The sequence below is a fragment of the Arthrobacter sp. AFG7.2 genome, from assembly GCF_002892835.1.
GTDB lineage: Bacteria > Actinomycetota > Actinomycetes > Actinomycetales > Micrococcaceae > Arthrobacter.
In genome coordinates this window covers 252,167-276,354 of sequence record NZ_PJMB01000005.1, presented here as the reverse complement: position 1 = coordinate 276,354, position 24,188 = coordinate 252,167, and the positions used below count along the sequence as shown (strand labels likewise).

Here is a 24,188-nt window from a genome sequence, read left to right as displayed (position 1 = left end):
CGCTCTCTCACTTAAGGCGCCATTTCTCCAGATGCTCTCTCACTCGTGAGAGAGCATCTGGGCTTTAAGCACATCAAGTGAGAGAGCGTCCGGGGCGGTTACAACCCGAGGATGGCCTGGGCGATCTCGTCAGCGTCCCGGATCGTCCGCTGGCCGCTCCGGTAGGCGGGTTGTCCCGGTTGTACGGCTTCGGCTGCGATGGCAGTTCCCCACTGTGCGGATGAAAGCTGAAGGCCCAGGACATACAGGTTTTCCGTGACGGATCCGTTGGCTGCCACCGGACGGTAGGGGTGGGGCACAACATCCAGTCCGGTGGACTGCACCGGGGCGCCCTCCGCGGTCATCATCAGCCGCGGCCTGACCAGCCCCTCCGCCAGCAGCTGTTCGAGCACCGGAGAGTCATTGGCCGAGACCCTGTTGCCGGGCGCGAGTGCCTCCACCATGGTCCTGGCAGTCACCGGCGGGCTTTCCACCCATGGGGAGGTGGCGGTGAACAGGGCGTTCCTGCGGTCCACCGCGAATTTCGGATCCGGTCCCACGAAACTCACGATTCCGGCCCTTGCCAGGGCAGCCAGCTGCTCTGAGCGCAGCGCCGGCGGCCCGCTGGCCAGTCCTTCCACGAACGACTCAAACCAGCCACGCAGCCCGGCGACCCATGATTCGTCGGTGATGCCGCCGTCGGCCACTGCTGTCTTGAGGACCGCCCGGCCATGATGCAGGGCGCCGATGGCCATCTTCACCGGGTCATCCTCGCCGAGGGCCGAGCGGCGTGCATCGTCGAGCAGGTACTCCACGACGGCGGCATCGAGCTGGGCCCGTGAGGCGAAGGAGCGTCCCGCCAGCGGTGCCGCCAGCCCGGGGAGGTCCAGCCGGTGCCGAGGCCCCACGTGCACGGCCAGGACGCTCTCAACGCTGTCCTCCCACTTGGCCGCGCTGTGGGCATGCGGGTGCAGTGCCTCCTCGAGTGCGGTGAGGAAGGCTGCGGTATCCGGCACAGCACCGGGCTGCGAGCGCACCAGGGTCGAGTAGTACGCCCAGAGAGTGTCACGGTGCAGCAGTGGCCAGAGGTCGTGGTCGAAGCCGGGCCGGATTCCGGCGGTGCGGAACCGTTCGAGGGCTGCTTCGGTGAGGTACCGCAGGGTGACCGACGCCGGGTAGTAGCCGGCGAGCGCCGCTTTGGCCCGGTAGGGGGTTCCCCGGCGCGACGCGGCGATGATGAGCGGCTCCTGGCCGGACGGTTCGTAGTCCAGCCTTCCGCCGTTGCTGACGAACTTCCCGCCGCGGCCCTCCGTGAGCTGTCCCATCACGTCGAAGAAGTTCAAACCCATGCCGCGGACCAGGACGGGCTCACCGGCGGGGATGGTGCCCCAATCAACGTCGGCAGGCACCGCAGGCGGCAGGTACCGCAGGCCCAGCTGCTGCGCCGAGCCCTGCAGCTCCCGCTGCTCAAGGTTCAGGCGGGACGGGATGTGGCCCAGGGCAAGCACCACGGCGTTAGTGCGGAGCATGGTGCCGTTTGCCAGGCCGACGTCGAACGTACCGTTCGCTGCGGAGCGCACCGACTTAGCCGACGTTTCGTGGAATTCCATCGTGACGCCGTCGGGCGCTTTCTCCGCCAGCTGGTCCAGGGTGCAGCGGAGGTATCGGCCGTAGAGGGCGCGGCTGGGAAAGTCGCTGGATTGCAGGACAGCAAGTTCAGCCCGCTCATCAGCAGTGAGGGACGGCGACGGTTCCGCCTGCTGCGCTGCCCGCCACTGGTCAAAGGTGGTCCCGGCGACGGGCGCAGCCAGGGACGGGTCCTGTGGAATAAGTGTGGGATAGAAGGACTGCGTGTTCATCAGGTACAGCCGGGACTGCTGCGGCTGCCACACGTGCCCGGGTCCTGCGGGATAGGGATCGATGACGTCGATGTGGAGCCGGACGGACCCGGTGCCGGCTGCGGCGGGCGCGGCGGCGTGCGCGAGCAGGCGTTCCAGCACGCTGGTGCCCCGGGGACCTGCACCGATGATGGCGGTCCGGATGCTCTGCGTTTTTTCCACGGCATCCAGAGTACGGGCTGAAAACAAAGTATGTGCTGAGCGGTTGACTTGCTACCCGGGCAGGGAGTTGTTTGGATGGCCCAATGACCACCACTGCAGCTGATTCAGCGTCCGTTCCCGGTTCCGCCCAGGCCCCCTCCGGCACTGCACCCTCGGGAGCCGCAGCAGAGGCCAGTGCCCCTGAACCGACCGACGAAAACGTGTGGCTGGAGGAGATCTACGGCGAAGAGCAGCTGGCCTGGGTCAAGGAGCAGAACTCGCGCACGGAAGACCTGCTGGAGGACGCAGACTACGCGGAACTGGAGGGAAGCATCCTGGAGGTGCTGGACTCCACGGACCGGATCGCCATGGTGGGCAAGCGTGGCGACTGGTACTACAACTTCTGGAAGGACGCGCAGAACCCCAAAGGTTTGTGGCGCCGTACCACCTGGGAGAGCTACTGCACGGATTCCCCCGAATGGGACGTACTGCTCGACGTCGATGCGCTGGCTGCGGCCGAGGGCCAGGAGTGGGTTTTCCACGGTGCCACCTTCCTGCGTCCGGCCGCCGGCGAACCGTACCGCCTGGCGCTGCTGGCGCTCTCGCCGGACGGAGGAGACGCAAACCGATACCGCGAGTTCGACGTGGAGAGCCGGACGTTCGTGGACCCGGCGCACGGCGGTTTTGACCTGCCGACGGCGAAGGGCAACGTGTCATGGCTGGACGCGGACACGCTGCTGGTCGCCTCCACGGCCGAAGGACTGCCAAAGACCGCTTCCTCCTACGCCCGCACAGCCGTCACGCTGAAGCGGGGCGCTTCGCTTGCCGACGCGCCGCTGCTGTTCGAGGTTCCCGAGCAGCACATGATGGCAGTGGTGGCGCGCGACTCCACTCCCGGCTTCGAGCGGACCTTCGCTGTTGACTACATCGATTTCTTCAACCGCAAAAACCTGGTGCTGCGGGACGGTTCCTGGCTGGAGATCGACCTGCCCACGGATGTGAACGTCAGCGCGCACCGGGAATGGCTCCTGTTCCGCCCGCAGCAGGATTGGAAGCTTGGCGGAACCACGTACCTCGCCGGTTCGCTGCTCGCCTGCGGGTTTGAGGAGTACCTCGCGGGCAAACGTGAGCTCACGGTGCTGTTCAGCCCGGACGCCCGGACATCGCTGCAGTCCTGGAGCTGGACCCGGAACTTCCTGCTGCTCAACCTGCTCACGGATGTTTCGTCGGAAATCCGGGTCCTCGACCCGTCCTGCCCTGTGGACGGGCACGGTAGTGCCTGGGCTTCCACTCCCCTGGACGCTTGCCCGCCGCTGCACGACGTGAACGCTTATGCCGTCGATGACGAGGACACGGCGGCGTCCGACGGCGGTGCGGGCGACGATTTCTGGCTCGTCGCCACCGGGTTCACCACCCCCACCACCCTGCTGCGGGGCACCCTCGAGCGCAACGGCGAGGGGACACCTGCAGTGGTGAGCCGGCAGGCTGTGGTGAAGTCGTCGCCGTCGTTCTTTGCCGACGGCGACTATGAAGTGCAGCAGCATTTCGCGGTGTCCGACGACGGGACGCGTGTTCCGTACTTCCAGGTTGCCGCCCGCGGCCTGGCGCTGGACGGGCAGAATCCTACGCAGCTTTCCGGCTATGGCGGGTTTGAGGTGTCGCGCACGCCGGCGTACAGCGGCACGGTGGGCAGGGCGTGGCTGGAACGCCGCACCACCGGAGCGTCAGGCACGAACGGATCCACCCCGCACAGCCGCGGCGGCGTCTACGTGGTGGCAAACATCCGTGGCGGCGGCGAGTACGGACCTGCGTGGCACCGGGCCGCGCTGCAGGAGAACCGGCACAAGGCCTACCAGGACTTCGCCGCCGTTGCCCGCGACCTCATCTCCCGCGGGGTCACCTCCCGTGAGCGGCTGGGCTGCGTGGGCGGATCCAACGGCGGGCTGCTGGTGGGCAACATGCTCACCCGCTACCCGGAACTTTTCGGGGCGGTTTCCTGCGGGGTACCGCTGCTGGACATGCGCCGCTACACCAGGCTTTCAGCCGGCCATTCCTGGATTGCCGAGTACGGCGATCCAGACGTCCCGGAGCAGTGGGAGTACATCAGGACGTTCTCCCCCTACCACATGCTCAAGGACGGGGTGGAGTATCCGGAGACGTTCATCTGGACGGCAACCTCCGATGACCGGGTGGGGCCGGTACAGGCTCGGAAAATGGCAGCCCGCATGCTTGCAATGGGCATTCCGAACGTCTGGTTCCACGAAGCACTGGAGGGCGGCCACGCCGGGGCGTCCGACAACCGCCAGGCAGCGGCCCTGCAGGCACGCAGCCAGCATTTCCTTTGGAAGGCCCTGGCCAGCGGCCCGGTCCCGGGATGAGCCCGGGTCCTGCGGTGAGCCCGGGTCCTGCGGTGAGCCTGGTCCTGCGGTGAGCCTGGTCCTGCGGCCGGCGGAGGCTTTTGATGTTGAACGGCTGGCGGAAATCCATGTCCGCTGCTGGCAGGAGACCTACCGGGGGATGCTCTCCGACGGCTTCCTCGCCTCCCGGGTCCCTGCTGACCGGCTCCCGCTCTGGCGCCACCTGCTGGAACGGCCGGATCCGGCCGTTGTATGGGTGGCCTGCGACGACGGCGCTGTTGTTGGATTCGCCGGAGTCCACCGCATGCCGACCGGGGAAGCACCACACGCCGTTCCGCCGCCGTCGTGCGGGGACCTTGAATTGTGGGGGCTCTATCTGCTGGCTTCACACCAGGGGCTGGGGTTGGGGCGCCGCCTCCTCGAAGCAGCCTTGGGCACCAGTGCGGCAAGCCTGTGGGTGGCCGCGGACAACGTGCGGGCCATCGGCTTCTACCGGCACTTCGGCTTCGAACCCGACGGCGCCGCGGACCTAATCCCGGAGTGGGAGCACCTCCGCGAAATCAGGATGATCCGCGATGGGCAGACCTCCCCGTGACGTCCCCGGCGGACGATCGGGGACTGCACTATGCGGCCAGGCGGTCCGTTTTGCACTGCATGGCCGCTTCTGCGTATCCTTGGTGGGCTAGGAATAGCAATTGGAGACGTGCCAGAGCGGCCGAATGGGCTTCACTGCTAATGAAGTGTGGGGCACAACTCCACCGGGGGTTCAAATCCCCCCGTCTCCGCGTTTGGCCCCGGTCCTGGACCGGGGCCTTTTGCGTTCCCGGCACCCCTTCCACCTGGAGCCCCCGGGCAGCACGTTCTCCACGGCTGTACGGAGATGCCCCCAACGCCACCCTGTTGGCGTCTTGGGAGCGCGGCGTCCTGCCTGTCACTCCTCATCCGGCATATCCCGTGCGTGGTATCTCGCCTGTCGTGTCCCGTCCGTGGTACGGACACCGGGCGCACCGCATGTTCGGCCGGTGGCAGGATGATCGGATGGCAGCAAGCAACACGACGGATGAGGTATCCGGCACAACGGAAGCATGGAGCCCCCGCCTGGCACTTCTGGTGGCGGCCACCTTCTTTATGGAGTTCCTGGACGGCACCGTGCTCACCACGGCGATCCCCAACATCGCTGCCGATTTCAACGTTCCTGCCGCGGACGTGAACATCACGATGACGGCATACCTGCTGACTGTTGCAATGGGAATTCCGCTGAGCGGGTGGCTGGCTGAAAGGTTCGGTGCCCGCCGGATCTTTTGCCTTGCCATTGCGATCTTCACCATTGCGTCCCTTGCCTGCTCGCTAAGCCAGGACCTGGCCGGGCTGACATTGAGCAGGATTGCGCAGGGGTTCGGCGGCGCCATGATGGTTCCGGTGGGAACCCTCCTGGTGCTGCGCGGGACGCCCAAGGCGGAACTGCTCCGCGCCACGGCGTTTCTGGTGTGGCCGGGGCTCCTCGCGCCGGTCCTGGCCCCGTTGGTGGGCGGGGCCCTGACCACGTACCTGTCCTGGCACTGGATCTTCCTGGTCAACCTTCCGCTGGGTGCGGCCGCATTCCTGGCAGCACTCCGCCTGGTCCCCGCAACAGCGGGCGACGGCCGCCGGCGGCTTGATTGGCTGGGGCTGTCCCTCACGACGCTCGGTGTGGGGGCCCTGGTGGTGGGACTCGAACTCGCCAGCACCCATCCCGACACTCCGTGGGCGGGCCTGAGTGCAGGTGCGGGTGCAGTGGCTGTTACGGGGGCAATGTTCTGGATGCGCCGGACCCGGAATCCGCTGTTTGACCTGGGGGTTTTCAGCACCCGCACGTTCAGGGCGATGGCTACCGGGGGGTTTGCCTACCGGCTGACCATCAGTTCCGTCCCGTTCCTGCTGCCGCTGATGTTCCAGGCCGGGTTCGGCTGGTCCCCGCTGCATGCCGGGGCCATGGTGGCTGCAGTCTTTATCGGCAACATTGGCATCAAGCCCGCGACCACTCCCCTGATCCGCCGGTTTGGCTTCAAGCCGATGCTCATCTTTGCGTCGCTGGCCTCTGCCCTGACCTTCGCCCTTTGCGCCCTGCTGACCGCAGACACCCCCGAGCCGTTGACCTTCGCCCTGCTGGTATGCAGCGGCGCCTTTCGCTCCATTGGTTTCTCGGCCTATGCCTCGGTGCAGTACGCGGACATCGAGCCTGCCCAGCTCACGTCGGCGAACACCGTTTCTGCGACCCTGGTCCAGCTCGCCGCTGCTGCCGGCATCGCCGTGGGAGCCCTGTTGATCCGGCTGTTCGAAGGATTCGACGCGTTCCCCCAGGACGCCGCCGGCCCTTTCCGCGGCGCATTCCTCGCCATGGCGGTGCTGATGCTGGCCAGCACGGCAGACAGCCTGTTCCTGCCGCGGCATGCCGGCGCGGAAGTCAGCCGGCGCAGGATGCAGCGGGCCTGACCCCAGCCGGCCTGCCCCGGAAGGACCGCACCGGCTTGCTATGCCAGCAGCCGGGGAGCCAGGCATCAGCTCTCGTGCCCGCGTGGCCCGGGCGGCCGCTATCAGCCTGCCTGGGCAAGCACCAGCGGAAGGACAGCTCCCGCACCCGCCTGGCGAAGGGCCCTGCCAGCCACCGTGAGTGTCCACCTGCTGTCCACGATGTCGTCTATCAGCATCACGCCGCCCTGCAAGGTTCCCAGCGCAGACTCAAGTTCGGGGCCCACCACCAGGCGGTCCCACACTCCTGCCAGGCGGTAGGCACTGTTGCCGCCACGGCTCCCCGTGGGACCGCCGTGAGCCAACTGAAGCTCGCCCAGGTACGGAATGCGGCCAATCTCGGAAATCCCCCGCGCCAGGGACCCCACCAGCACGGGCTTGCCGCGGGAGGGGACACTGACGATGGCAGCCGGCCGCCCCGCACCGCTCCAGCCGGGATTGCGTGAATCGCCAGTGCCCCACTCACGCAGGACCTGTACGCAGGCCTGCAGCATGCCCGGATCAACCGGCCGGTCCGCGGCACCGGCCGCAAACAGTTCCCGGAGGGCACCGCCCCAGCCAAGATCCGTCAGCCTTGCCAGGACGCGCCCCTCTGAGAGTCCCTCGCCGGTTTTGAGCTTTCCCTTCACGGGAACGCCCAACCGGTCCATTCCACTGGGCCACTGCAGCCGCGCCTCGAGCACACCGCCGGCCCGGCTGAGGGTCTGGCTGGCAGCGGCCGTGGCCTGTTCAGCAATGTCCGCGCGGAACCACTGCCCGGCGCAGTTGTCGCAGCGGCCACACGGATGGGCCGTCTCGTCGTCAAGTACTGAGGTGATGTACTCCATCCGGCAGCCCGCGGTGTCCTGGTAAATCACCATGGAGTCCTGCTCGTCCACGCGGGCTTCCGAGATCCGCTGATACCGCTCCGCATCGTAATTCCAGGGCTGGCCGGTGGACCGCCACCCGCCGCCCACCCGCTCCACCGCGCCGTCCACGGAGAGGACTTTAAGCAACAGTTCAAGCGGAGTGCGGCGGAGGTCAACCCTGGCTTCAAGGGCAACAGTCGAGAGCGCAGTGCCCGCTTCAGCCAGGGCGGTGAGGACGGCCGCTGCCTTCTCTTCGGAAGGCATGGATGCGGTGGCGAAATACTGCCAGATATCGCGGTCCTCCGCGCCGGGAAGCAGCAGGACATCGGCGTTGGCGGCACCACGCCCCGCACGCCCCACCTGCTGGTAGTAGGCCACCGGCGAGGAGGGCGCCCCGAGGTGGACCACGAAGCCCAGGTCGGGTTTGTCGAAACCCATGCCCAGCGCGGAGGTCGCAACCAGCGCCTTGACCTGGTTATCCTTCAGCAGCTGCTCTGCCCGTTCTCTGTCTGCGGGGTCGGTGCGGCCGGTGTAGGCGAGCACTTCGTGTCCCGCCTCTGCCAGTAACCGGGCAGTGTCCTCCGCCGCGGACACTGTCAAGGTGTAGATGATTCCGCTGCCCGGAAGGTCGGCCAGGTGCGTCAGCAGCCAGCCCAGCCGCTGTTTCGCGTCAGGGAGGGACAGGACACCAAGCCGTAACGAATCCCTGCCAAGGGCCCCTCGGATAGTGAGGACACCGGCTCCAAGCTGCTCTTCGATGTCATGCACTACCCGTGAGTTCGCAGTGGCCGTAGTGGCGAGGACTGGGACCGTGTCCGGGAGCTGGGTGATCAGGTCCGCGATCCTGCGGTAGTCGGGGCGGAAGTCGTGGCCCCAGTCAGAAATGCAGTGGGCCTCGTCAACCACCAGCAGCCCGGTCCGCCGGATCAGCTCGGGCAGCTGGTTTTCCCGGAAGGACGGGTTGGTCAGCCGTTCCGGAGAAACCAGCAGGACGTCCACCTGGTCAGTCGCGAGCTGTTCGCGCACGTTGTCCCACTCCAGCTGGTTGGCGGAGTTGATGGCCACCGCCCGGACCCCCGCCCGGGCAGCCGCAGCCACCTGGTCCCGCATCAGGGCGAGGAGTGGCGACACAATGAGGGTGGGCCCGGCGCCCCGGCGCCGCAGCAGCAGGGAAGCCACGAAATAGACTGCCGACTTCCCCCAGCCGGTGCGCTGGACCACCAATGCCCGCCGGCCGCCGTCGACCAATGCCTCGATGGCTTCAAACTGCCCCTCGTGGAAGCCCGCCTCCGGGTTGCCCACGAGCTCGCGAAGAACGGCAAGTGCCTGCGTGTGTGTTGCTGCCGGGAAAGGCAAGTCAGTGGCTGCCGGCTGGGAAAGTACTGTGGCGTGCTGGTTATCGACCATTGGTTCAGTATCCCAGCCGCCTCCGACACTCAGGAGCACTGCGGCTGCCATGTGGATTTCGACACAGAGCCCGCGAATCTGTTCACCCCGGATGTGTTTATCCACAAACATAGCCCTCCCGCAATTGCCGGACTCCGGCTGCACCGTAAGATAAAGCCCGTGACTAGCGAACAGACAACGGCTTTTGACCTTTCGGCATCCTTCAAGGCGTACGACGTCCGGGGCATCGTGGGCGAGTCCATCACCGCCGAAATCGTCGAAGCCGTGGGAGCCGCGTTCGTGGACGTCCTCCAACTCGAGGGCCAGACCATCCTGGTGGGCGGCGACATGCGTCCGTCCTCCCCGGATTTCAGCAAGGCTTTTGCCAACGGCGCAGTCACCCGCGGGGCCAACGTTGAGCTCCTGGACCTGATCTCCACTGACGAGCTTTACTTCGCCTGCGGATACCTGAACCGTGCCGGCGCCACCTTCACGGCCAGCCACAACCCCGCCGGTTACAACGGCATCAAGATGTCCAAGGCCGGTGCCGTGCCCATCTCGTCCGAAACTGGACTCAAAGATATCCAGGCGCTGGCTGAGCAGTACCTGAATGAGGGCTCCATGCCAGTTGCCGGACAGCGCGGGCAGATCAGCGTCCGCGATGTGCTCAAGGACTACTCCGAGTACCTTCGCAAGCTGGTGGACCTCTCCACCTCCCGGCCACTGAAGGTCGTCGTGGACGCAGGCAACGGAATGGCCGGCCTCACCACTCCGGCAGTACTGGGCGACACCCTGCTCCCCAAGCTGCCACTGGACATCATTCCCCTGTACTTCGAGCTGGACGGTTCCTTCCCCAACCACCCCGCCAACCCCCTGGAGCCGGAGAACCTCCGCGACCTGCAGGCTGCAGTGGTGGAGCACGGCGCAGACATCGGGCTGGCTTTCGACGGCGACGCCGACCGCTGCTTCGTGGTCGACGAGAAGGGTGACCCCGTCTCCCCGTCGGCCATTACGGGAATGGTGGCACGCCGCGAGATTGCCCGAGCCAAGGCACAGGGTGAAGCCAGGCCTACGATCATCCACAACCTCCTCACCTCGCGCGCCGTTGCCGAACTTGTAGAGCACGACGGCGGCCGTGCAGTGCGTACCCGTGTGGGCCATTCCTTCATCAAGGCGGTCATGGCGGAGGAAGCTGCGGTGTTCGGCGGAGAACACTCGGCCCACTTCTACTTCCGCGACTTCTGGAACGCGGACACGGGCATGCTGGCTGCCATGCATGTCCTCGCTGCCCTGGGGGAACAGGACGGGCCGCTGTCCGAGCTGGGCCGCGAATACGAGCCCTACGTCAGCTCCGGCGAGATCAATTCGGAGGTGGATGACAAGCCGGCCGCCGTCGAACGTGTGCGCGCAGATTTCGCTGCTGATGACATCACCATCGACACCCTGGACGGCAGCACTTTCACAGCCAACGACGGCAGCTACTGGTTCAACCTCCGCCCCTCCAACACGGAACCCTTCCTCCGGCTGAATGCGGAAGCGACGGACCGCGCCACCATGGAACGCATCCGGGACCGCGTCCTGGCCAAGGTCCGGGCGTAGGCGGAATGACCGGGAGTACCGGGCCTGCTGCCGAACAACAGGGCGCGGGGCACCAGGAACCATGGCGGGACTCAGTGCCCGACGGCACTGCTACCGACCTGGAAAATCTTCTGGGCACGGGCGTGAGCGCAGCCCAGGAGCAGCTCCAACGCAACGGTGGCTTCCTGCCCTTCGCCCTGACCGTACAGAACGACGGCGAGGTGCGGCTGGTGGCAGTATCGCCGGCAGACGCCGCCGAGGGTTCCGACGGCGACTTCGACGCCGACGCCATGATCAGTGACCTCACTGCCCTGCTGCGGCAGAACAGGGAGGATTTCCGGGCAGCCGCCGTCGTCTGTGACATCCTGCTGGTTGAGGAGGACTCGGACGCCATTCACGTGGCTACCGAGCACCGCGACGGCTCTGTCTTCGCCGCCGTGCTCCCTTACGCGGCCAATGCCGGGACGCAGACGTGGGAGTTTGGTGAGCTGGCGGCAGACGCCAGCGAGCCCGCCATCTGGGTGGACTAGACCGCATTCGCGCATGAAGATCAACGCCTTCGCCGACGTCAGCCTGCGTGCCCTGATGGTGCTTGCAGCGGCGCCGGGCGATGCCCTGCTGACGACGCAGAACATTGCAGATTCAGTAGGAACCCCCTACAACCATGTCAGCAAAGCCATGGCAAAGCTGCGCAGCCTGGGCCTGATCGAGGTGGTGCGCGGCAGGACAGGCGGCTCCCGCCTCAGCACTGCCGGTCGACGTGCAACAGTGGGACAGGTACTCCGCCAGCTCGATACCCGAACCGATGCAGCAGAATGCGTGGCTCCTGGCGGGAACTGTCCGCTGATCAATGAATGCAAGCTCCGCTCAGCCTTGTCGCGGGCCCGCGAAGCCTTCTACCGCGAGCTGGATTCTGTGGTGATAGCGGACTTGCCAGGTTCACGGCAAATGGTGCCTGTCTTCGGCATGATCGGGTTGCGCCCCGGGCTCTGAAAGCCCCCGCAACCACAAGCCCCGCAGTGCCGGAGGGGGCCGCGCCCCGGGACTTTGAGGCCCCGCATTCGCAGTCCCTGACCCTTTTGTACACCTCCTGCTGCCTGTGTTACCGGACGATTTGCACCATCCTTCTACAAGCTGTAGAAATTGGGTAAGAAAACTTGTATTTCTAATGCATGTATTCGCGAAGGCCGGACGAAGGCCCCGGTCACTACCTCAGGAGTTCCCATGCTCTCGGAAAAATCCCGCCCCGTCATTGAAGCAACCCTGCCCCTTGTCGGGTCAAGGATCGGCGCCATCACGCCCAACTTCTACGCCCGCCTGTTTGCTGCCCATCCCGAACTCCTGGACGGCTTGTTCAGCCGCTCCAACCAGCGTTCCGGCAACCAGCAGCAGGCCCTGGCGGGCAGCATCGCCGCCTTCGCCACCCATCTTGTCAACAACCCGGGCACCCTTCCCGAGACTGTCCTCTCCCGGATTGCCCACCGGCATGCGTCCCTGGGCATCACCGAACCGCAGTACCAGGTGGTCTACGAGCACCTGTTCGCTGCGATCGCCGAGGACCTGGCAGAGGTCATCACCCCGGAAATCGCTGAAGCCTGGACCGAGGTGTACTGGTTGATGGCCGACGCCCTGATCAAGCTGGAAAAGGGCCTTTACGCGATGCAGGCCAATGACCGGATGTGGATGCCATGGCGGGTGGCGGCCAAGACTCCCGCCGGCGCCGGCTCCATGACCTTTACCCTTGAGCCCGCGGACGATACCCCCGTCACCCAGGCCCTTCCCGGCCAGTACATCAGCGTCAAAGTGACCCTGCCCGAAGGCCTTCGCCAGGTGCGCCAGTACTCCCTCTCCGGGGAAGCCGGAGAGACCCGCAGCTTCACCACCAAACTCGACGACGGCGGTGAAGTCTCCCCCGTCCTCCACAACAGCGTGCAGGTGGGCGACATCCTGGACATCTCGAACCCCTACGGTGAAATCACCCTCAAGGAAGGCGACGGTCCGGTGGTCCTGGCCTCCGCCGGCATCGGCTGCACACCCACCGCATCGATCCTCCGTTCACTTGCGGAGGCCGGATCAGAACGCCAGGTGCTGGTCCTTCACGCGGAAAGCACCCTGGACAGCTGGGCACTCCGCAGCCAGATGACGGACGACGTCGAACGCCTGGACGGGGCCGAGCTGCAGCTGTGGCTCGAACAGCCCGTGGCTGGAGCGAAGGAAGGCTTCATGTCCCTGCGGGAGGTGGATCTTCCTGCGGACGCTTCCCTGTACCTGTGCGGCCCGCTGCCGTTCATGAAGAACATCCGCAACGAGGCCATCAACGCCGGCATCCCGGCCACGCGGATCCACTACGAGGTCTTTGGCCCGGACATCTGGCTGGCCAGCTGACACTTTCACCGCGGAGTTTTTGTCCAGCTGTGCAGGCTTCGCCGCTGCGAGGCCTGCATTTCTGAATAGAAATCCGGAAGGCAACGACGGCGGCGCCGCACCTTTTCTGGAAGGTGCGGCGCCGCCGTCGTTGCGTCTGGTGGTTTCGGGCCGGTCAGCTGTGGTCAGCCATCCGCTCTTTCAGGGCCTCAAGCTCGGAACGCAGGGCGTCCGGGAGTGAATCGCCGAACTTTGCGTACCACTCCTCGATGGAGGCCAGCTCCGCATCCCATTCCTCGCGGTCGACACGGACGGCGTCCTCCACGTGTGCGTGGGTGAGGTCCAGGCCGGTGAGGTCCAGCGAGTGGCCCGAGGGCACGAAGCCGATCGGGGTCTCGATGGCGTCAGCCTTGCCTTCGAGCCGCTCGATGGCCCACTTCAGGACCCGGGCATTGTCTCCGAAGCCAGGCCAGGCGAAACCGCCGTCAGCCGTGCGGCGGAACCAGTTCACCAGGAAGATGTGGGGCAGGCGTTCGGGGTTGGCCTTGCCGGAAACACTGATCCAGTGCTTGAGGTAGTCCCCCGCGTCGTACCCGATGAACGGCAGCATGGCCATGGGGTCGCGGCGGAGTACGCCGACCTGCCCCGCGGCAGCGGCCGTGGTCTCCGAGGAGAGCGTGGAGCCCATGAAGATGCCGTTGGTCCAGCTGCGGGCCTGGGTTACCAGGGGAACCGTGGTCTTGCGCCGGCCGCCGAAGAGGATGGCGGAGAGCTCTACACCTTCGGGGCTGTAGTACTCCTCGGCCAGCATGTCGATCTGCGAGATCGGGGTGCAGAACCGGGAGTTGGGGTGGGCTGCCGGCTTGTCAGAATCAGGCGTCCAGGAGTTGCCCTGCCAGTCAGTGAGGTGCGCGGGCACCTCGTCCGTCATGCCCTCCCACCAGACACCGCCGTCGTCGGTCAATGCAACGTTGGTGAAGATGCTGTGGCCCTTGGCGATGGCACGCATGGCGTTCGGGTTGGTGCCCCAGCCCGTACCCGGGGCAACGCCGAACAGGCCGGCCTCCGGGTTGGTGGCGCGCAGTTCGCCTTCCTTGCCGATCCGCATCCAGGTGATGTCGTCGCCGAGGGTTTCAACGTCCCAGCCCTCAATGGTGGGGTCAAGGAGGGCAAGGTTGGTCTTGCCGCAGGCGGAGGGGAAGGCGGCGGAGATGTAGTAGTTCTTCTTCGCCGGCGAGGTGAGCTTGAGGATGAGCATGTGCTCGGCAAGCCAGCCTTCGTCGCGTGCCATGACGGAGGCGATGCGAAGGGCGTAGCACTTCTTGCCCAGCAGGGCGTTGCCGCCGTAGCCGGAGCCGAAGGACCAGATGGAGCGCTCCTCCGGGAAGTGGACAATCCACTTGTCCGGGTTGCACGGCCACGGAACGTCTGCCTGGCCGGCTTCGAGCGGCGCCCCCAGGGAGTGCAGTGCGGGGACGAAGAACGCGTCGGTCTGCGTCATCTTGTCCAGCACCGCAGTGCCGATATTGGCCATGATCCGCATCGAAGCAACAACGTAGGCGCTGTCCGTAATCTCGACGCCGAACTTGGGATCCTCTGCGTCGAGGTGGCCCATGACGAACGGGATGACGTACATGGTGCGGCCTCGCATGGAGCCGGAAAACAGGCCCCGCAGCTTGTCCTTCATCCGGGCAGGGGCCATCCAGTTGTTGGTGAACCCGGCGTCGCGCTCGTTTTCCGAGCAGATGAAGGTCTGCTCTTCGACCCGGGCTACATCGGCCGGGTCGGAGAAGGCGGCGAAGGAATTGGGGAAGAGTTCCGGGTTCAGCCGGGTCAGCGTTCCCGCTGCCACGAGCTCGTCAGTGAGCCGGGTATTTTCCTCTTCGGACCCGTCCACCCAATAGATACGGTCCGGCTGCGTTAGCTCTGCAACCTCTTCGACCCATGCCAGCAGGGCGGCATGTGTGGTGGGTGCTTTATCAAGCAGCGGCTTTTGCGCCAGATCGCCCATTTCGGTTCCCTTCCTCGGGTACATCGGTGTGTGCTAAATGCTATGGTCCGGACCAGTGCCGTTTTTGGGACGTATGCTGACGGTTTCAGGCCACAGAAATAGAATTCCGCGCGAAATCAAGGAATTCAGTGGCCAATCACGCGATTTAAGTGACAAAGGTCACCTAGACCGGTCTAGTTGCGGAGATTACATGCCTCCCGATTTGTCACTACACCCAACCCTCGCGTAAAGTAATTCGAGGTTCAGGGAGAGCGGTTCTTCTCCTGGAACACAAGATGCGCCCATAGCTCAGCTGGATAGAGCGTCTGTCTACGGAACAGAAGGTCAGGGGTTCGAATCCCTTTGGGCGCACCAATCAGGTCCGCACCGGTTCGCCGGTGCGGACCTTTTGCGTTAAGCAGTCCCCATTGACCTGGACGCCCCGGATCGCGCCCGGCGTAGGCTGTCCCCATGATGCCCGAGCCTGTTGAGCAGGAATTTGACGTAGTTGTTATCGGCGCCGGCGCCGTAGGAGAAAATGTCGCGGACCGCGTGGCGCAGGGCGGGCTCTCGGTGGTGCTGATTGAAGCAGAACTGGTCGGCGGAGAATGCTCATACTGGGCGTGCATGCCGTCCAAGGCACTGCTTCGGCCCGGGACTGCACTGCACGCGGCACAGACGACGCCCGGCGCAAAGGAAGCTGTCACACGGACTCTTGACGCTGCTGCAGTCCTGAAGCGCAGGGATTACTTCACGTCCAACTGGCAGGATGACAGCCAGGTTGCGTGGGTCAAGGATTCCGGGATCGACCTCATGAGGGGCCACGCCTGGCTTACCGGCACCAAGAGCGTCCAGGTGGCCGGCCTGGACGGAACCACACATCGGCTGCTGGCGCGCCATGCAGTGGTGCTGGCCACCGGTTCAATGCCCGCCATGCCCCCGGTTGAAGGACTCGAGGACGTGCAGGTCTGGGGTACCCGGGAGGCAACGTCCGCCAGCGAAATCCCGGAGCGGCTGGCAGTCCTGGGCGGTGGCGTTGCCGGGGCGGAGCTGGCCCAGGCCTTCGCCCGTCTCGGCTCGGCGGTCACGCTCGTTGCCCGCAGCAGGCTGCTGGGAAAGTACCCGGAGGAGGCGGCTGACCTTGTGGCCGCCGGCCTCCGCGCGGACGGCGTGGAACTCCGGCTCAACACAGCAACACAGAGCATCAACACCAACGACGACGGCACGTTCAGCCTGCAGTTGGGGGACGGGACAACTGTCACCGCTGACAAGGTGCTCGTGTCCACGGGGCGCCATCCTGCGCTTGAGGGGCTGAGGCTGGAAAGTCTCGGCTTCGAACCGGATGACAAAGGCCACCTTTCCCTCAGCACGGACAATTCCGGCGTGGTTCAGGGTGCCCCCGGAGATGGGCCCTGGCTGTATGCAGCAGGTGACGCGGCGGGCAAGAACTTACTGACGCACCAGGGAAAGTACGAGGCCAGGGCCACCGGGGACGCCATCGCGGCCCGGGCCCGGGGTGAGCTCAAGGGGACCCCGGAAGAGTGGAGCCGCTTTTCCCAAACTGCAAACCAGCACGCGGTGCCCAACGTCGTATTTACCGATCCGGAGCTGGCTATGGTGGGCCGCAGCCTGGAGACTGCCCGCCAGGACGGCTTTAACGCCTCGTCAGTGGAGCTTCCCATCCAGGTGGCCGGTTCGTCGCTGCATTCCGAGAATTATGAAGGCTGGGCACAGCTGGTGGTTGACGAGGACCGGCAGGTGCTGCTCGGTGCAACCTTCGCCGGGCCGGATGTTTCCGAGCTTTTGCATGCGGCAACCATCGCCATCGTGGGCGAGGTGCCCCTGCACCGGCTGTGGCACGCGGTCCCCTCCTACCCGACCATCAGTGAGGTCTGGCTGCGCCTCCTTGAAAAGTACGGCCTCTAAGCGCGCCCCTTACCTTATTTGAACTGACTGGTCAGTTTGGTTAGGCTGGAAGCAGACATCTTCCGCGAAAGGCCACTCTTGCTTTCAGCACAACGGCTCTCTGCCAGGGGCCGCAGGGATCCCCTCCTTCCGACCACTTCACTCCAGGTCCGCCGCGGCCAACTGCTGCTGGTGGCCGGCGGGCGGCAGGACCACCGGACGGCCCTCGCTTTGGTCCTTAGCGGCAGGATGAAGGCGACCGGCGGCCTCATCAGCTGGGACGGCACGCAGAAGATCAAGGCGCGCCGGCTTGCGAGCGCCCTGGTGGACTCCCCCGGCGTCAACGAGCCCGAGCAGCACCTTAGCGTCCGTGACCTGGTCACTGAGGACCTTGCCCTGATCCCCCGCCGCTACCGGGGCGCCCTGATGAGCAGCCCCTGGCTGAAAGTGAACAGTTTCGAGGACATCGCAGACCTGTGGTCGGAGCAAGTGGATCCTGCCCGGCGGCTTGAGCTCCTGACGTCGCTGGCCTTGGCGAATCCGCACACCGACCTGCTGGTGGTCGACTCCCCTGACCGGCACAGTGCGGACCACGCCGACTGGCTGCCGCGGCTGCAGCGCCTGGCGTTCGACGACGGAAGGCCGCTCGCCGTCGTCGCCACCGTTGGTGCCCTCCCGCCGTCGTGGGACGGACCCGCCGCCGCCATTGGCAACGACGACGTCCCCGTATACCCGCACAAGCACCCGGATGAGGACGAACCGGATGCGGCGGACACTCCTGAACTCGACCCTGAGGTTGCCTCGTGACCATATTGCGGCTGGCCCGCTCCGAACTCAAGCGCATGACCGGCGGACTGCTGCCAAAGCTGACCATCCTTGCGCTGACCATGGTCCCGCTGCTGTATGGCGCGGTGTACCTTTACGCAAACTGGGACCCTTACGGCAACCTTGACCACCTTGACGCTGCTCTGGTGATTGAGGATACCGGCGCCACGGCCAGCGATGGAACGCGCCTGGAAGCCGGCGCGAAGGTGGCGGACAGCCTGGTGGACGGCAACGTCTTCCACTGGATACCCGTTTCCACGCCGGAAGAGGCGGACATGGGCGTGAGCAGCGGCGATTATGCCTTTGCGCTCAAGATTCCGCAGGACTTTTCAGCCAACCTCGCCTCGCCGGGCAGCTTTGACTCCGCCAGCCAGGCCATGCTCAACGTCACCACCAACGACGCAAACAACTATCTGCTGAGCACCATCGTGGACAAGCTCACCACCGCGGTTCACGACACAGTCGCAACCGAGGTGGGCGAGGAAACGGCCAACCAGCTCCTGACAGGCTTCGGGACCATCCACGCGAAAATGGTCGAGGCGGGCGACGGTGCCGCCCGCTTGGCCGACGGCGTTGCGTCAGTTCGCGACGGGGCCGCCACCCTCCATGAGGGCGCCGCCGCCCTCAGCAGCGGAGCAGGCGAACTGTACGCAGGGCAGGTCAAACTGCGGGACGGCGCCAACCAGCTCACCGACGGCGCAGGCCAGCTCAGCAGCGGCTTGTCCACACTGAAGGACAAGACGGCCTCACTCCCGGCAGATTCGCAGGCGCTCGCCGCCGGAGCAGCCCAGGTTGCTGCCGGCAATGCCCAGTTGAACGCCACAGTCCAGGAGCTTGCCGCCCAGCTTGATGCGGCTGACCAGGGGCTTCGGGCCCGGGTGGCCGGGTCCAACGCGCGGCTCGTGGCAACCGGTGTCCTGACACAGGAACAGTCGGACGCGATTCTGGCCGACTTTGATGCCGCGGCCGGCTCCAGCCCTGTGACAGAAGCCAGGACGAAGGTGCAGACGGACACAGCAAAGATTGAGCAGCTGGCTGCAGGTGCAGCTTCTGTCAGTTCCGGCGCCGCCCAGCTCGCCACCGGCATCCCAGCGCTCAAGGACGCCGTTTCCCAGGCTTCCTCGGGTGCAGACCAGCTCCATACCGGGGCAGCGGCGCTGGCCACCGGTGAGCAGGCAGCCCTGGACGGCTCGGGGCGCCTGGCAGACGGCAGCCAACGGCTTGAGGGCGGGGCGGCACAACTGGCGGCAGGCGCCGGCACCGCAGCGGAGGGTTCACGGACGCTGGCTGACGAAATCGGCAATGGTGCCGGACAGGTTCCCAACCCGAATGACGCCCAACGGAGCAACCTGTCCCGGGTCATGGCCGATCCCGTAGCAGTCAGCAACGTTTCCCAGGCAAAGGCCGGCTCGTACGGCGCCGGACTGGCGCCGTTCTTCCTCACACTGGCCCTGTGGATCGGAATCTTCATGTTGATCCAGGCCATGCGCCCCATCACCCAGCGGGCGCTGGCGTCCAATGCCCCCGCCTGGAAGATCGCACTTGGCGGATGGCTGCCGTTCCTGGCTGTCTCGGTGGTGCAGGCCAGCCTCCTCACCCTGGTGGTGGACCTCGCCCTGGGACTCAATCCCGCGCATCCGGTGCTGATGTGGCTCTTCATGCTCGCCGCGGCCATGGCGTTCAGCGCCATCATCCAGGGCATTGTGGCCTTGCTCGGTTCCCCTGGCAAGCTGGTGGTGCTCATTCTGCTGGTCCTGCAGCTGGTCTCGTCGGGTGGTACTTTCCCTTGGCAGACCACTCCGCAGCCGCTCCACGTCGTGCATGAAATCCTGCCCATGGGCTATGTGGTGACGGGAATGCGGCACCTGATCTATGGGGCGGACCTGTCCATGATCGGCCCCACCGTCCTGGGCCTGTTGGGCTACACCGTCCTGGGGGCGGCCCTGTCCACCCTTGCCGTTCGCAGGAACAAATACTGGACCCTGAAAACCTTGAAGCCGGAGATCGCGGTATGAGTGCACCACCAGGGTCAACTAAGACCCTTCGCCCGGCCCGGACTGCCGCGACGCGGCAGAAACTCTTTGACGCCTCCATGGAACTGATTGGCGAACGTGGAGCCGCGGGTGTCACGGTTGACGAGATTGCCGCTGCGGCGGGCGTCTCCAAGGGGACCGTCTACTACAACTTCGGCAGTAAATCCGAGCTTATTGCCCAGCTGCTGCGGCACGGTGTGGACATCCTGAAAGCCCGCCTGCTGGGAGCCGCAGGACAGGGGATACAGGAAGGAGCTGAAAAGGCAGAAGATAGATTTCCGGCTTCGACTCGCGACCCCCTCCAGGCCATGGAGGCGATGATCGGCCAGGCCATGGACTTCATGGCGGAGTACCCTTCCTTCGCACGTCTGTGGGTCAGCGAGAACTGGCGTACGCCCAGCGAGTGGCAGGGCACGTTCGCTGTGCTTCGCGGTGAGTTGCTGGAGGTCATCGGGGAGGCGGTGCAGAACGTCTCGGAAGCCTACCCGGTGGATGGAAGCGTTCCGCGCGGCAGCCTGGAAACGGCCATTTTCGGCGCCTGCTTCGTTGTGGGGCTCGACCGCCAGACGTACAATCCGGAGCGCACCCGCGATCAAAGCGTTGCGGCAATCATGGCCATCATGCGCGGTTATGTGCTGAAGCTGCCCGAGCCTCGGGGATGATTGGGCATATGGGGAACAGCGGAAAATTTGCCGTCATCGCCGGTATCGTGGCCGCCGGGCTGCTGGTGCTGACCGGAATGACGCTTGCGGAACCGGTGTTCGTGGCGTTGCTCGGTGTCCTGGCGCTGGCTTACCTTGCGTGCCTGATGGAGATCCTGAACCGGGGACGCCGCCTCGCCCTCCTTGCTGCCGGGGCCGGAACCAGCCTCACCGTTGCATTCCTGCTCGCGTTTGTCAGCACCTGGGAGCTGGCCTTTGCCGGTGAGTCGTCATTTCTGGGCACCCCCCTTCCTACCGGCGACCCGGACAACTACTTCTTTGGCGCTGCCGCCGCAGGCCTTGCAACGCTTTTGGTCCTGTTCCTCGGTGCGGTGTGGCCCCCGGGGCGGCGGTTGCGGTCCTCCAGCGGCAAGAACCGCGCGGGCAAGGGCAGGCCAGGCAAGGGCAGGGCCGGCATGACAGCACCGGCGAATAGAGGGACGACGACGGGCCGGGCCGGCGCTGGCGGGACAGCCCAGCGGCGGCCGGCCCGGCGTCCAGCCGGTGAAGGCACAAGCCGCCTCCGTGCACCCGCGCGGGCGCCTTCCGTCCCTGCCAAGCGGCCTTCGTCGTCGCCGGCGGCGTCCCAAGGCAGGACGCCGCCGTCGACAACGGGGACCAGGTCCACACGCCGGCGCTGAGACCTCGTCCTTGGAGGCAAGCCCGCGCCTAATGCGCGCGGGGAACCTTGAATCTGGTGATCCGCGCGTCCTGTCCGTCCAGCTCCGCCCAGGATTTCTCCGTCTCAAGGACTGCAAGGGCATTGGTGGGGTACCGGGTGGCGGCGTCCATGTAGGCATCGTGGTCCGAATCGCGTGAAGCCAGATGCATGGCGAGGTCCTGTACCCCGGGCAGATGCGAGATCAGCATCAACGTGGTGACCGTATCCGGGACATGGTTGATTACCGTCAGCATCCGGAGTGCCGACGCTGCGTACAGCCCGTCCTCAAGCTTGGGCGTCGGGGCTTTCTCCCCCAGCTCCGAGCACACCCAGGTGCACGTCTGTCTGGTCCGCAGGGCGCTGGAGCAGAGGATGAAATCCGGCACGATGTTGTGCTTGAGCAGCCACCGGCCGGCAAGGGGCGCCTCGCGGTGGCCCCTTTCCTCCAGGGGACGCTCGTGGTCAGCCACCCCGCCCGGCCAATCGGCCTTGGCATGCCGCATGATCACAAGCCGTCGAAGATGGTGCTCACTCATGGCCCAAGCCTAGCGCCAGCCCCAATAGCCGCCGTCGAACCGCAACCGCGGAGGTCAGTGCTTACTGGGTCCGGACGCGCAAAAGCGACTTTCTGCGTAGTGCCGCATCGCCGACTGAGGAACGAAGGAGGTGTCTAAGGCACGGCAGAAAGCCGCTTTGGCGCGGTCGCAGAAGACCTAGATCGAGTATTCCGGAGCGGCCCAGACAACAACCTCGGGGTGCTCATAGAACCGGTATCCCTGGCCGCGGACTGTGCGCACGGTGTTGGCAAGGCGTCCCAGCTTGGAGCGCAGCCGGCGGATGTGGACGTCGATGGTGCGCTCATTGGGCACCTCTTCGGCATTGCGCCACAGTCCTTCGAGGAGTTCGTCGCGGCCCACGGTGCGGGTGCCGTTTTCCACCAGGTAGTTCAGGAGTTCGAACTCCTTGAAGGTCAGGTTGAGTGACTCGCCGTCCAGGTGCACTTCGCGGCGGGCGAGGTCGATCAGGACACCTGAGGGGCGCGGCTCCTGGGCCTGCTGGCGCGGAGCTTCCGTGCGCTGCCGGGCGCTGACGGTCGGGTCACCAAAGGTGGAACGGACGACGTCGAGAGCGGAGCCGGGGGTGCCGGCCGGAGCAACCGCAACGGCTGCGTAACTCTCGGCCCCTGCAACGAGGGACTGCGCGTAGGCGCGGATTTCCTGGGCCAGCTTGGCAATGGAGGTTCCGGCGGCGGCCGCAGTTTCCTCATCGATGCCCATGTAGAGGACAAATCCCCGCGCCACGGTGTCGTTGGCGACGGCCCGGACGGCGTTCGGGCCGGCAACCACCGGCGTGGGTGCGGTCATGGGAGCGGCCTCTGCCGGCTGGACGGCGCGGAGCTGTCCATAGGAATTGGGGTTGAAGCCCTGCGGCGCGAAGCCTTGGGACGGGAAGCTGCTTCCGGAAGCAGAGGGAGCCAGGGCGCTGCGTGGCCCAAACCCGGGGCGAAGGCCCGAGGGCTGGCCGGCCTTGGCGGCGTTACGGACAGAGATGTGGACGTATCCGGATGCAACGGTCATGTTTTGGTTACCTCAATGTGAATGGCCGCAAAGCACGGCCCGAATGCTGGGTTTCCCCGCAAGTGCGAACTGGGGAGGGGCGCCCGACGCTGGGCTGGGGGCGAATGCCTAAGAACTTCGATGGGTGGGAAGGTCAGGCGTGCATTCGACAACAGCGCATGTCGGCAGCAGCGGATGTGCTGGGCCAATGTTCTGCGGCTGCAGGTGCTGTTGAGTTCTTGTTCACATTGGAAGTGTGCAGCGTAACAATGGCAACTTGCAAGTAACAATGGACGCTTTCGTCCGCATTGTGAGACTAAAACGGCTAACGTGGCGCAGATCACGATTCTGGCCGCGGCGAAAAATAACGGTCGTTATCCTTTTGCGCATCCGGCAAGAGGCCGATCGGCAAATAAAATTCGTCAAAGACGATGAAATCGGGCGACAAATTCAAAAGCAGGACTGATAGTGGAATCTCGGCGCGGCCCCTTTCGCGTGTCCAGCCGCTTCCATTTCTGGACAAAAAAACTTTCCCTCCGGCGGGCGAATTCAGCGCAATCGGCACCAGCGGCGCTCAGGTTTCCCATTCTCGCGCGCCGGCACGTGGCGTGAGACGGGCCCGTTGCTCCCCTTCCGCTGGCTAGGCTGTGATTCACAGCCTGCGCACAGGGATGCCATAGCCAGGCTTAACCCAGGGATCGGAGAGTTGTTCCATGGCCACCCCGCACTCCATGACAAACAACCTGCCACAGCTCACCCATCCGGACGGCTCCCCCATCAGGGCGCTGGTGGTCGATGACGAGCCGAGCCTTTCCGAACTCATGAGCATGGGGCTGCGCATGGCAGGCTGGTCGGTGGCAATTGCCGCTGACGGCCCCGAGGCAGTGAAGACGGCCAAGGACTTCCGCCCTGACGTGCTGGTCCTGGACGTCATGATTCCCGGCTTCGACGGCGTCGAGGTCCTGGCCAGGATCCGCGCCTTCGCGCCGGAGGTTCCCGCACTGTTCCTGACCGCGAAGGACGCGGTCCAGGACCGGATTGTCGGCCTCGCAGCCGGCGGTGATGACTACGTCACCAAGCCGTTCAGCATGGAGGAAGTCCTGCTCCGGCTGCACCGGCTGGTTCAGAGGTCCGGCGTCGCCGCCATGGACACCGCGGAACTGGTGGTGGGAGACCTGGTCCTCAACGTGGACACCCGTGAGGTGACCCGCGCCGGTGACGTGCTCCAGCTGACAGCAACCCAGTTCGAGCTGCTCCGCTACCTTATGGAGAACCCCAAGCGCGTCATCAGCAAGGCACAGATCTTGGATCGGGTCTGGAACTACGACTTCGGCGGCCAGGCCAACATCGTGGAGCTCTACATTTCCTATCTGCGCAAGAAGGTGGACGCCGTCCACCCGCCCATGATCCACACCGTGCGCGGCGCCGGGTATGTCATCAAACCGGCGGAGTAGGGCC

General features: G+C 65.5%; 19 protein-coding genes and 2 tRNA genes. 15 read left to right on the top strand and 6 right to left on the bottom strand.

What is annotated here, in order from left to right; translation table 11 throughout:
- Nucleotides 1-98 precede the first annotated feature (98 nt).
- Nucleotides 99-2,039 carry an FAD/NAD(P)-binding protein gene (locus CXX84_RS11655; protein ID WP_102976857.1) on the bottom strand — a complete coding sequence of 647 codons (1,941 nt, stop codon included), beginning with the start codon at nucleotides 2,037-2,039 and terminating at the stop codon, nucleotides 99-101.
- Between the two features lie 83 nt (nucleotides 2,040-2,122).
- Here CXX84_RS11655 and CXX84_RS11650 point away from each other — a divergent pair, with 83 nt between their 5' ends.
- The 4 genes from CXX84_RS11650 to CXX84_RS11635 all read left to right on the top strand — a co-directional run bounded on the left by CXX84_RS11650 (nucleotide 2,123) and on the right by CXX84_RS11635 (nucleotide 6,847).
- The gene (locus tag CXX84_RS11650; protein WP_102976856.1) at nucleotides 2,123-4,396 is read left to right on the top strand and encodes a prolyl oligopeptidase family serine peptidase; all 2,274 of its coding nucleotides are present in this window, start codon (nucleotides 2,123-2,125) and stop codon (nucleotides 4,394-4,396) included.
- A gap of 49 nt (nucleotides 4,397-4,445) precedes the next feature.
- Entirely contained in the window at nucleotides 4,446-4,970 is a 525-nt protein-coding gene (locus CXX84_RS11645) for a GNAT family N-acetyltransferase (protein WP_102976855.1), read from the top strand.
- 102 nt (nucleotides 4,971-5,072) lie between these two features.
- A tRNA-Ser gene (locus CXX84_RS11640) sits at nucleotides 5,073-5,160 on the top strand.
- 253 nt (nucleotides 5,161-5,413) lie between these two features.
- Complete coding sequence (locus tag CXX84_RS11635) at nucleotides 5,414-6,847, top strand: MFS transporter (RefSeq protein WP_102976854.1); 1,434 nt, start codon at nucleotides 5,414-5,416, stop codon at nucleotides 6,845-6,847.
- Between the two features lie 101 nt (nucleotides 6,848-6,948).
- Here CXX84_RS11635 and CXX84_RS11630 read toward each other — a convergent pair whose 3' ends face one another.
- The gene (locus tag CXX84_RS11630; protein ID WP_102976921.1) at nucleotides 6,949-9,138 is read right to left on the bottom strand and encodes a RecQ family ATP-dependent DNA helicase; all 2,190 of its coding nucleotides are present in this window, start codon (nucleotides 9,136-9,138) and stop codon (nucleotides 6,949-6,951) included.
- A gap of 159 nt (nucleotides 9,139-9,297) precedes the next feature.
- Here CXX84_RS11630 and CXX84_RS11625 point away from each other — a divergent pair, with 159 nt between their 5' ends.
- The 4 genes from CXX84_RS11625 (at nucleotide 9,298) to CXX84_RS11610 (ending at nucleotide 13,080) form a co-directional block, all read left to right on the top strand.
- Nucleotides 9,298-10,716: a phosphomannomutase/phosphoglucomutase gene (locus CXX84_RS11625; RefSeq protein WP_102976920.1), complete on the top strand. Its 1,419-nt coding sequence runs from the start codon at nucleotides 9,298-9,300 to the stop codon at nucleotides 10,714-10,716.
- A gap of 5 nt (nucleotides 10,717-10,721) precedes the next feature.
- Nucleotides 10,722-11,225, top strand: a complete 504-nt coding sequence (locus CXX84_RS11620) for a hypothetical protein (protein WP_102976853.1) — start codon at nucleotides 10,722-10,724, stop codon at nucleotides 11,223-11,225.
- A gap of 13 nt (nucleotides 11,226-11,238) precedes the next feature.
- A complete protein-coding gene (locus CXX84_RS11615; RefSeq protein WP_102976852.1) occupies nucleotides 11,239-11,688 on the top strand; it encodes an RrF2 family transcriptional regulator in 450 nt (149 codons plus the stop codon).
- A 231-nt stretch (nucleotides 11,689-11,919) separates the two neighbouring features.
- Entirely contained in the window at nucleotides 11,920-13,080 is a 1,161-nt protein-coding gene (locus CXX84_RS11610; RefSeq protein WP_102976851.1) for a globin domain-containing protein, read from the top strand.
- Nucleotides 13,081-13,234: 154 nt separating this feature from the next.
- Here CXX84_RS11610 and CXX84_RS11605 read toward each other — a convergent pair whose 3' ends face one another.
- Entirely contained in the window at nucleotides 13,235-15,070 is a 1,836-nt protein-coding gene (locus CXX84_RS11605; RefSeq protein WP_102976850.1) for a phosphoenolpyruvate carboxykinase (GTP), read from the bottom strand.
- A gap of 277 nt (nucleotides 15,071-15,347) precedes the next feature.
- Between CXX84_RS11605 and CXX84_RS11600 the strand changes: the two genes are divergently transcribed.
- From CXX84_RS11600 to CXX84_RS11575, 6 genes are all read left to right on the top strand, one after another.
- Nucleotides 15,348-15,424 (top strand) — tRNA-Arg (locus CXX84_RS11600).
- A gap of 96 nt (nucleotides 15,425-15,520) precedes the next feature.
- Nucleotides 15,521-16,975: a dihydrolipoyl dehydrogenase family protein gene (locus CXX84_RS11595; RefSeq protein WP_102976849.1), complete on the top strand. Its 1,455-nt coding sequence runs from the start codon at nucleotides 15,521-15,523 to the stop codon at nucleotides 16,973-16,975.
- A 78-nt stretch (nucleotides 16,976-17,053) separates the two neighbouring features.
- The gene (locus tag CXX84_RS11590; protein WP_102976848.1) at nucleotides 17,054-17,761 is read left to right on the top strand and encodes an ABC transporter ATP-binding protein; all 708 of its coding nucleotides are present in this window, start codon (nucleotides 17,054-17,056) and stop codon (nucleotides 17,759-17,761) included.
- Nucleotides 17,758-19,794: a YhgE/Pip domain-containing protein gene (locus tag CXX84_RS11585; protein ID WP_102976847.1), complete on the top strand. Its 2,037-nt coding sequence runs from the start codon at nucleotides 17,758-17,760 to the stop codon at nucleotides 19,792-19,794. Before CXX84_RS11590 ends, CXX84_RS11585 begins: the two co-directional genes overlap by 4 nt.
- On the top strand, nucleotides 19,791-20,474 hold the full coding sequence (locus CXX84_RS11580) for a TetR/AcrR family transcriptional regulator (protein WP_102976846.1): 684 nt from the start codon (nucleotides 19,791-19,793) through the stop codon (nucleotides 20,472-20,474). Before CXX84_RS11585 ends, CXX84_RS11580 begins: the two co-directional genes overlap by 4 nt.
- 8 nt (nucleotides 20,475-20,482) lie before the next feature.
- A complete protein-coding gene (locus CXX84_RS11575) occupies nucleotides 20,483-21,154 on the top strand; it encodes a hypothetical protein (protein ID WP_102976845.1) in 672 nt (223 codons plus the stop codon).
- Nucleotides 21,155-21,182: 28 nt separating this feature from the next.
- Here CXX84_RS11575 and CXX84_RS11570 read toward each other — a convergent pair whose 3' ends face one another.
- The 3 genes from CXX84_RS11570 to CXX84_RS19000 form a co-directional block, all read right to left on the bottom strand.
- A complete protein-coding gene (locus CXX84_RS11570; protein WP_102976844.1) occupies nucleotides 21,183-21,710 on the bottom strand; it encodes a SixA phosphatase family protein in 528 nt (175 codons plus the stop codon).
- Nucleotides 21,711-21,887: 177 nt separating this feature from the next.
- Nucleotides 21,888-22,751: a winged helix-turn-helix domain-containing protein gene (locus CXX84_RS11565; protein ID WP_102976843.1), complete on the bottom strand. Its 864-nt coding sequence runs from the start codon at nucleotides 22,749-22,751 to the stop codon at nucleotides 21,888-21,890.
- A gap of 319 nt (nucleotides 22,752-23,070) precedes the next feature.
- Complete coding sequence (locus CXX84_RS19000) at nucleotides 23,071-23,295, bottom strand: hypothetical protein (RefSeq protein WP_146031874.1); 225 nt, start codon at nucleotides 23,293-23,295, stop codon at nucleotides 23,071-23,073.
- 148 nt (nucleotides 23,296-23,443) lie between these two features.
- Here CXX84_RS19000 and CXX84_RS11560 point away from each other — a divergent pair, with 148 nt between their 5' ends.
- On the top strand, nucleotides 23,444-24,184 hold the full coding sequence (locus tag CXX84_RS11560; RefSeq protein ID WP_102976842.1) for a response regulator transcription factor: 741 nt from the start codon (nucleotides 23,444-23,446) through the stop codon (nucleotides 24,182-24,184).
- Nucleotides 24,185-24,188 lie beyond the last annotated feature (4 nt).

Bases quoted from the DNA above. Each gene is read 5' to 3' on its own strand.
- CXX84_RS11565 (WP_102976843.1), bottom strand. From the start codon at position 22,751: ATGACCGTTGCATCCGGATACGTCCACATCTCTGTCCGTAACGCCGCC.
- CXX84_RS11650 (WP_102976856.1), top strand. From the start codon at position 2,123: ATGACCACCACTGCAGCTGATTCAGCGTCCGTTCCCGGTTCCGCCCAG.
- CXX84_RS11610 (WP_102976851.1), top strand. From the start codon at position 11,920: ATGCTCTCGGAAAAATCCCGCCCCGTCATTGAAGCAACCCTGCCCCTT.
- CXX84_RS11560 (WP_102976842.1), top strand. From the start codon at position 23,444: ATGGCCACCCCGCACTCCATGACAAACAACCTGCCACAGCTCACCCAT.
- CXX84_RS11630 (WP_102976921.1), bottom strand. From the start codon at position 9,138: ATGGTCGATAACCAGCACGCCACAGTACTTTCCCAGCCGGCAGCCACT.
- CXX84_RS11615 (WP_102976852.1), top strand. From the start codon at position 11,239: ATGAAGATCAACGCCTTCGCCGACGTCAGCCTGCGTGCCCTGATGGTG.
- CXX84_RS11580 (WP_102976846.1), top strand. From the start codon at position 19,791: ATGAGTGCACCACCAGGGTCAACTAAGACCCTTCGCCCGGCCCGGACT.
- CXX84_RS11575 (WP_102976845.1), top strand. From the start codon at position 20,483: ATGGGGAACAGCGGAAAATTTGCCGTCATCGCCGGTATCGTGGCCGCC.
- CXX84_RS11635 (WP_102976854.1), top strand. From the start codon at position 5,414: ATGGCAGCAAGCAACACGACGGATGAGGTATCCGGCACAACGGAAGCA.
- CXX84_RS11620 (WP_102976853.1), top strand. From the start codon at position 10,722: ATGACCGGGAGTACCGGGCCTGCTGCCGAACAACAGGGCGCGGGGCAC.
- CXX84_RS11570 (WP_102976844.1), bottom strand. From the start codon at position 21,710: ATGAGTGAGCACCATCTTCGACGGCTTGTGATCATGCGGCATGCCAAG.
- CXX84_RS11595 (WP_102976849.1), top strand. From the start codon at position 15,521: ATGATGCCCGAGCCTGTTGAGCAGGAATTTGACGTAGTTGTTATCGGC.
- CXX84_RS11605 (WP_102976850.1), bottom strand. From the start codon at position 15,070: ATGGGCGATCTGGCGCAAAAGCCGCTGCTTGATAAAGCACCCACCACA.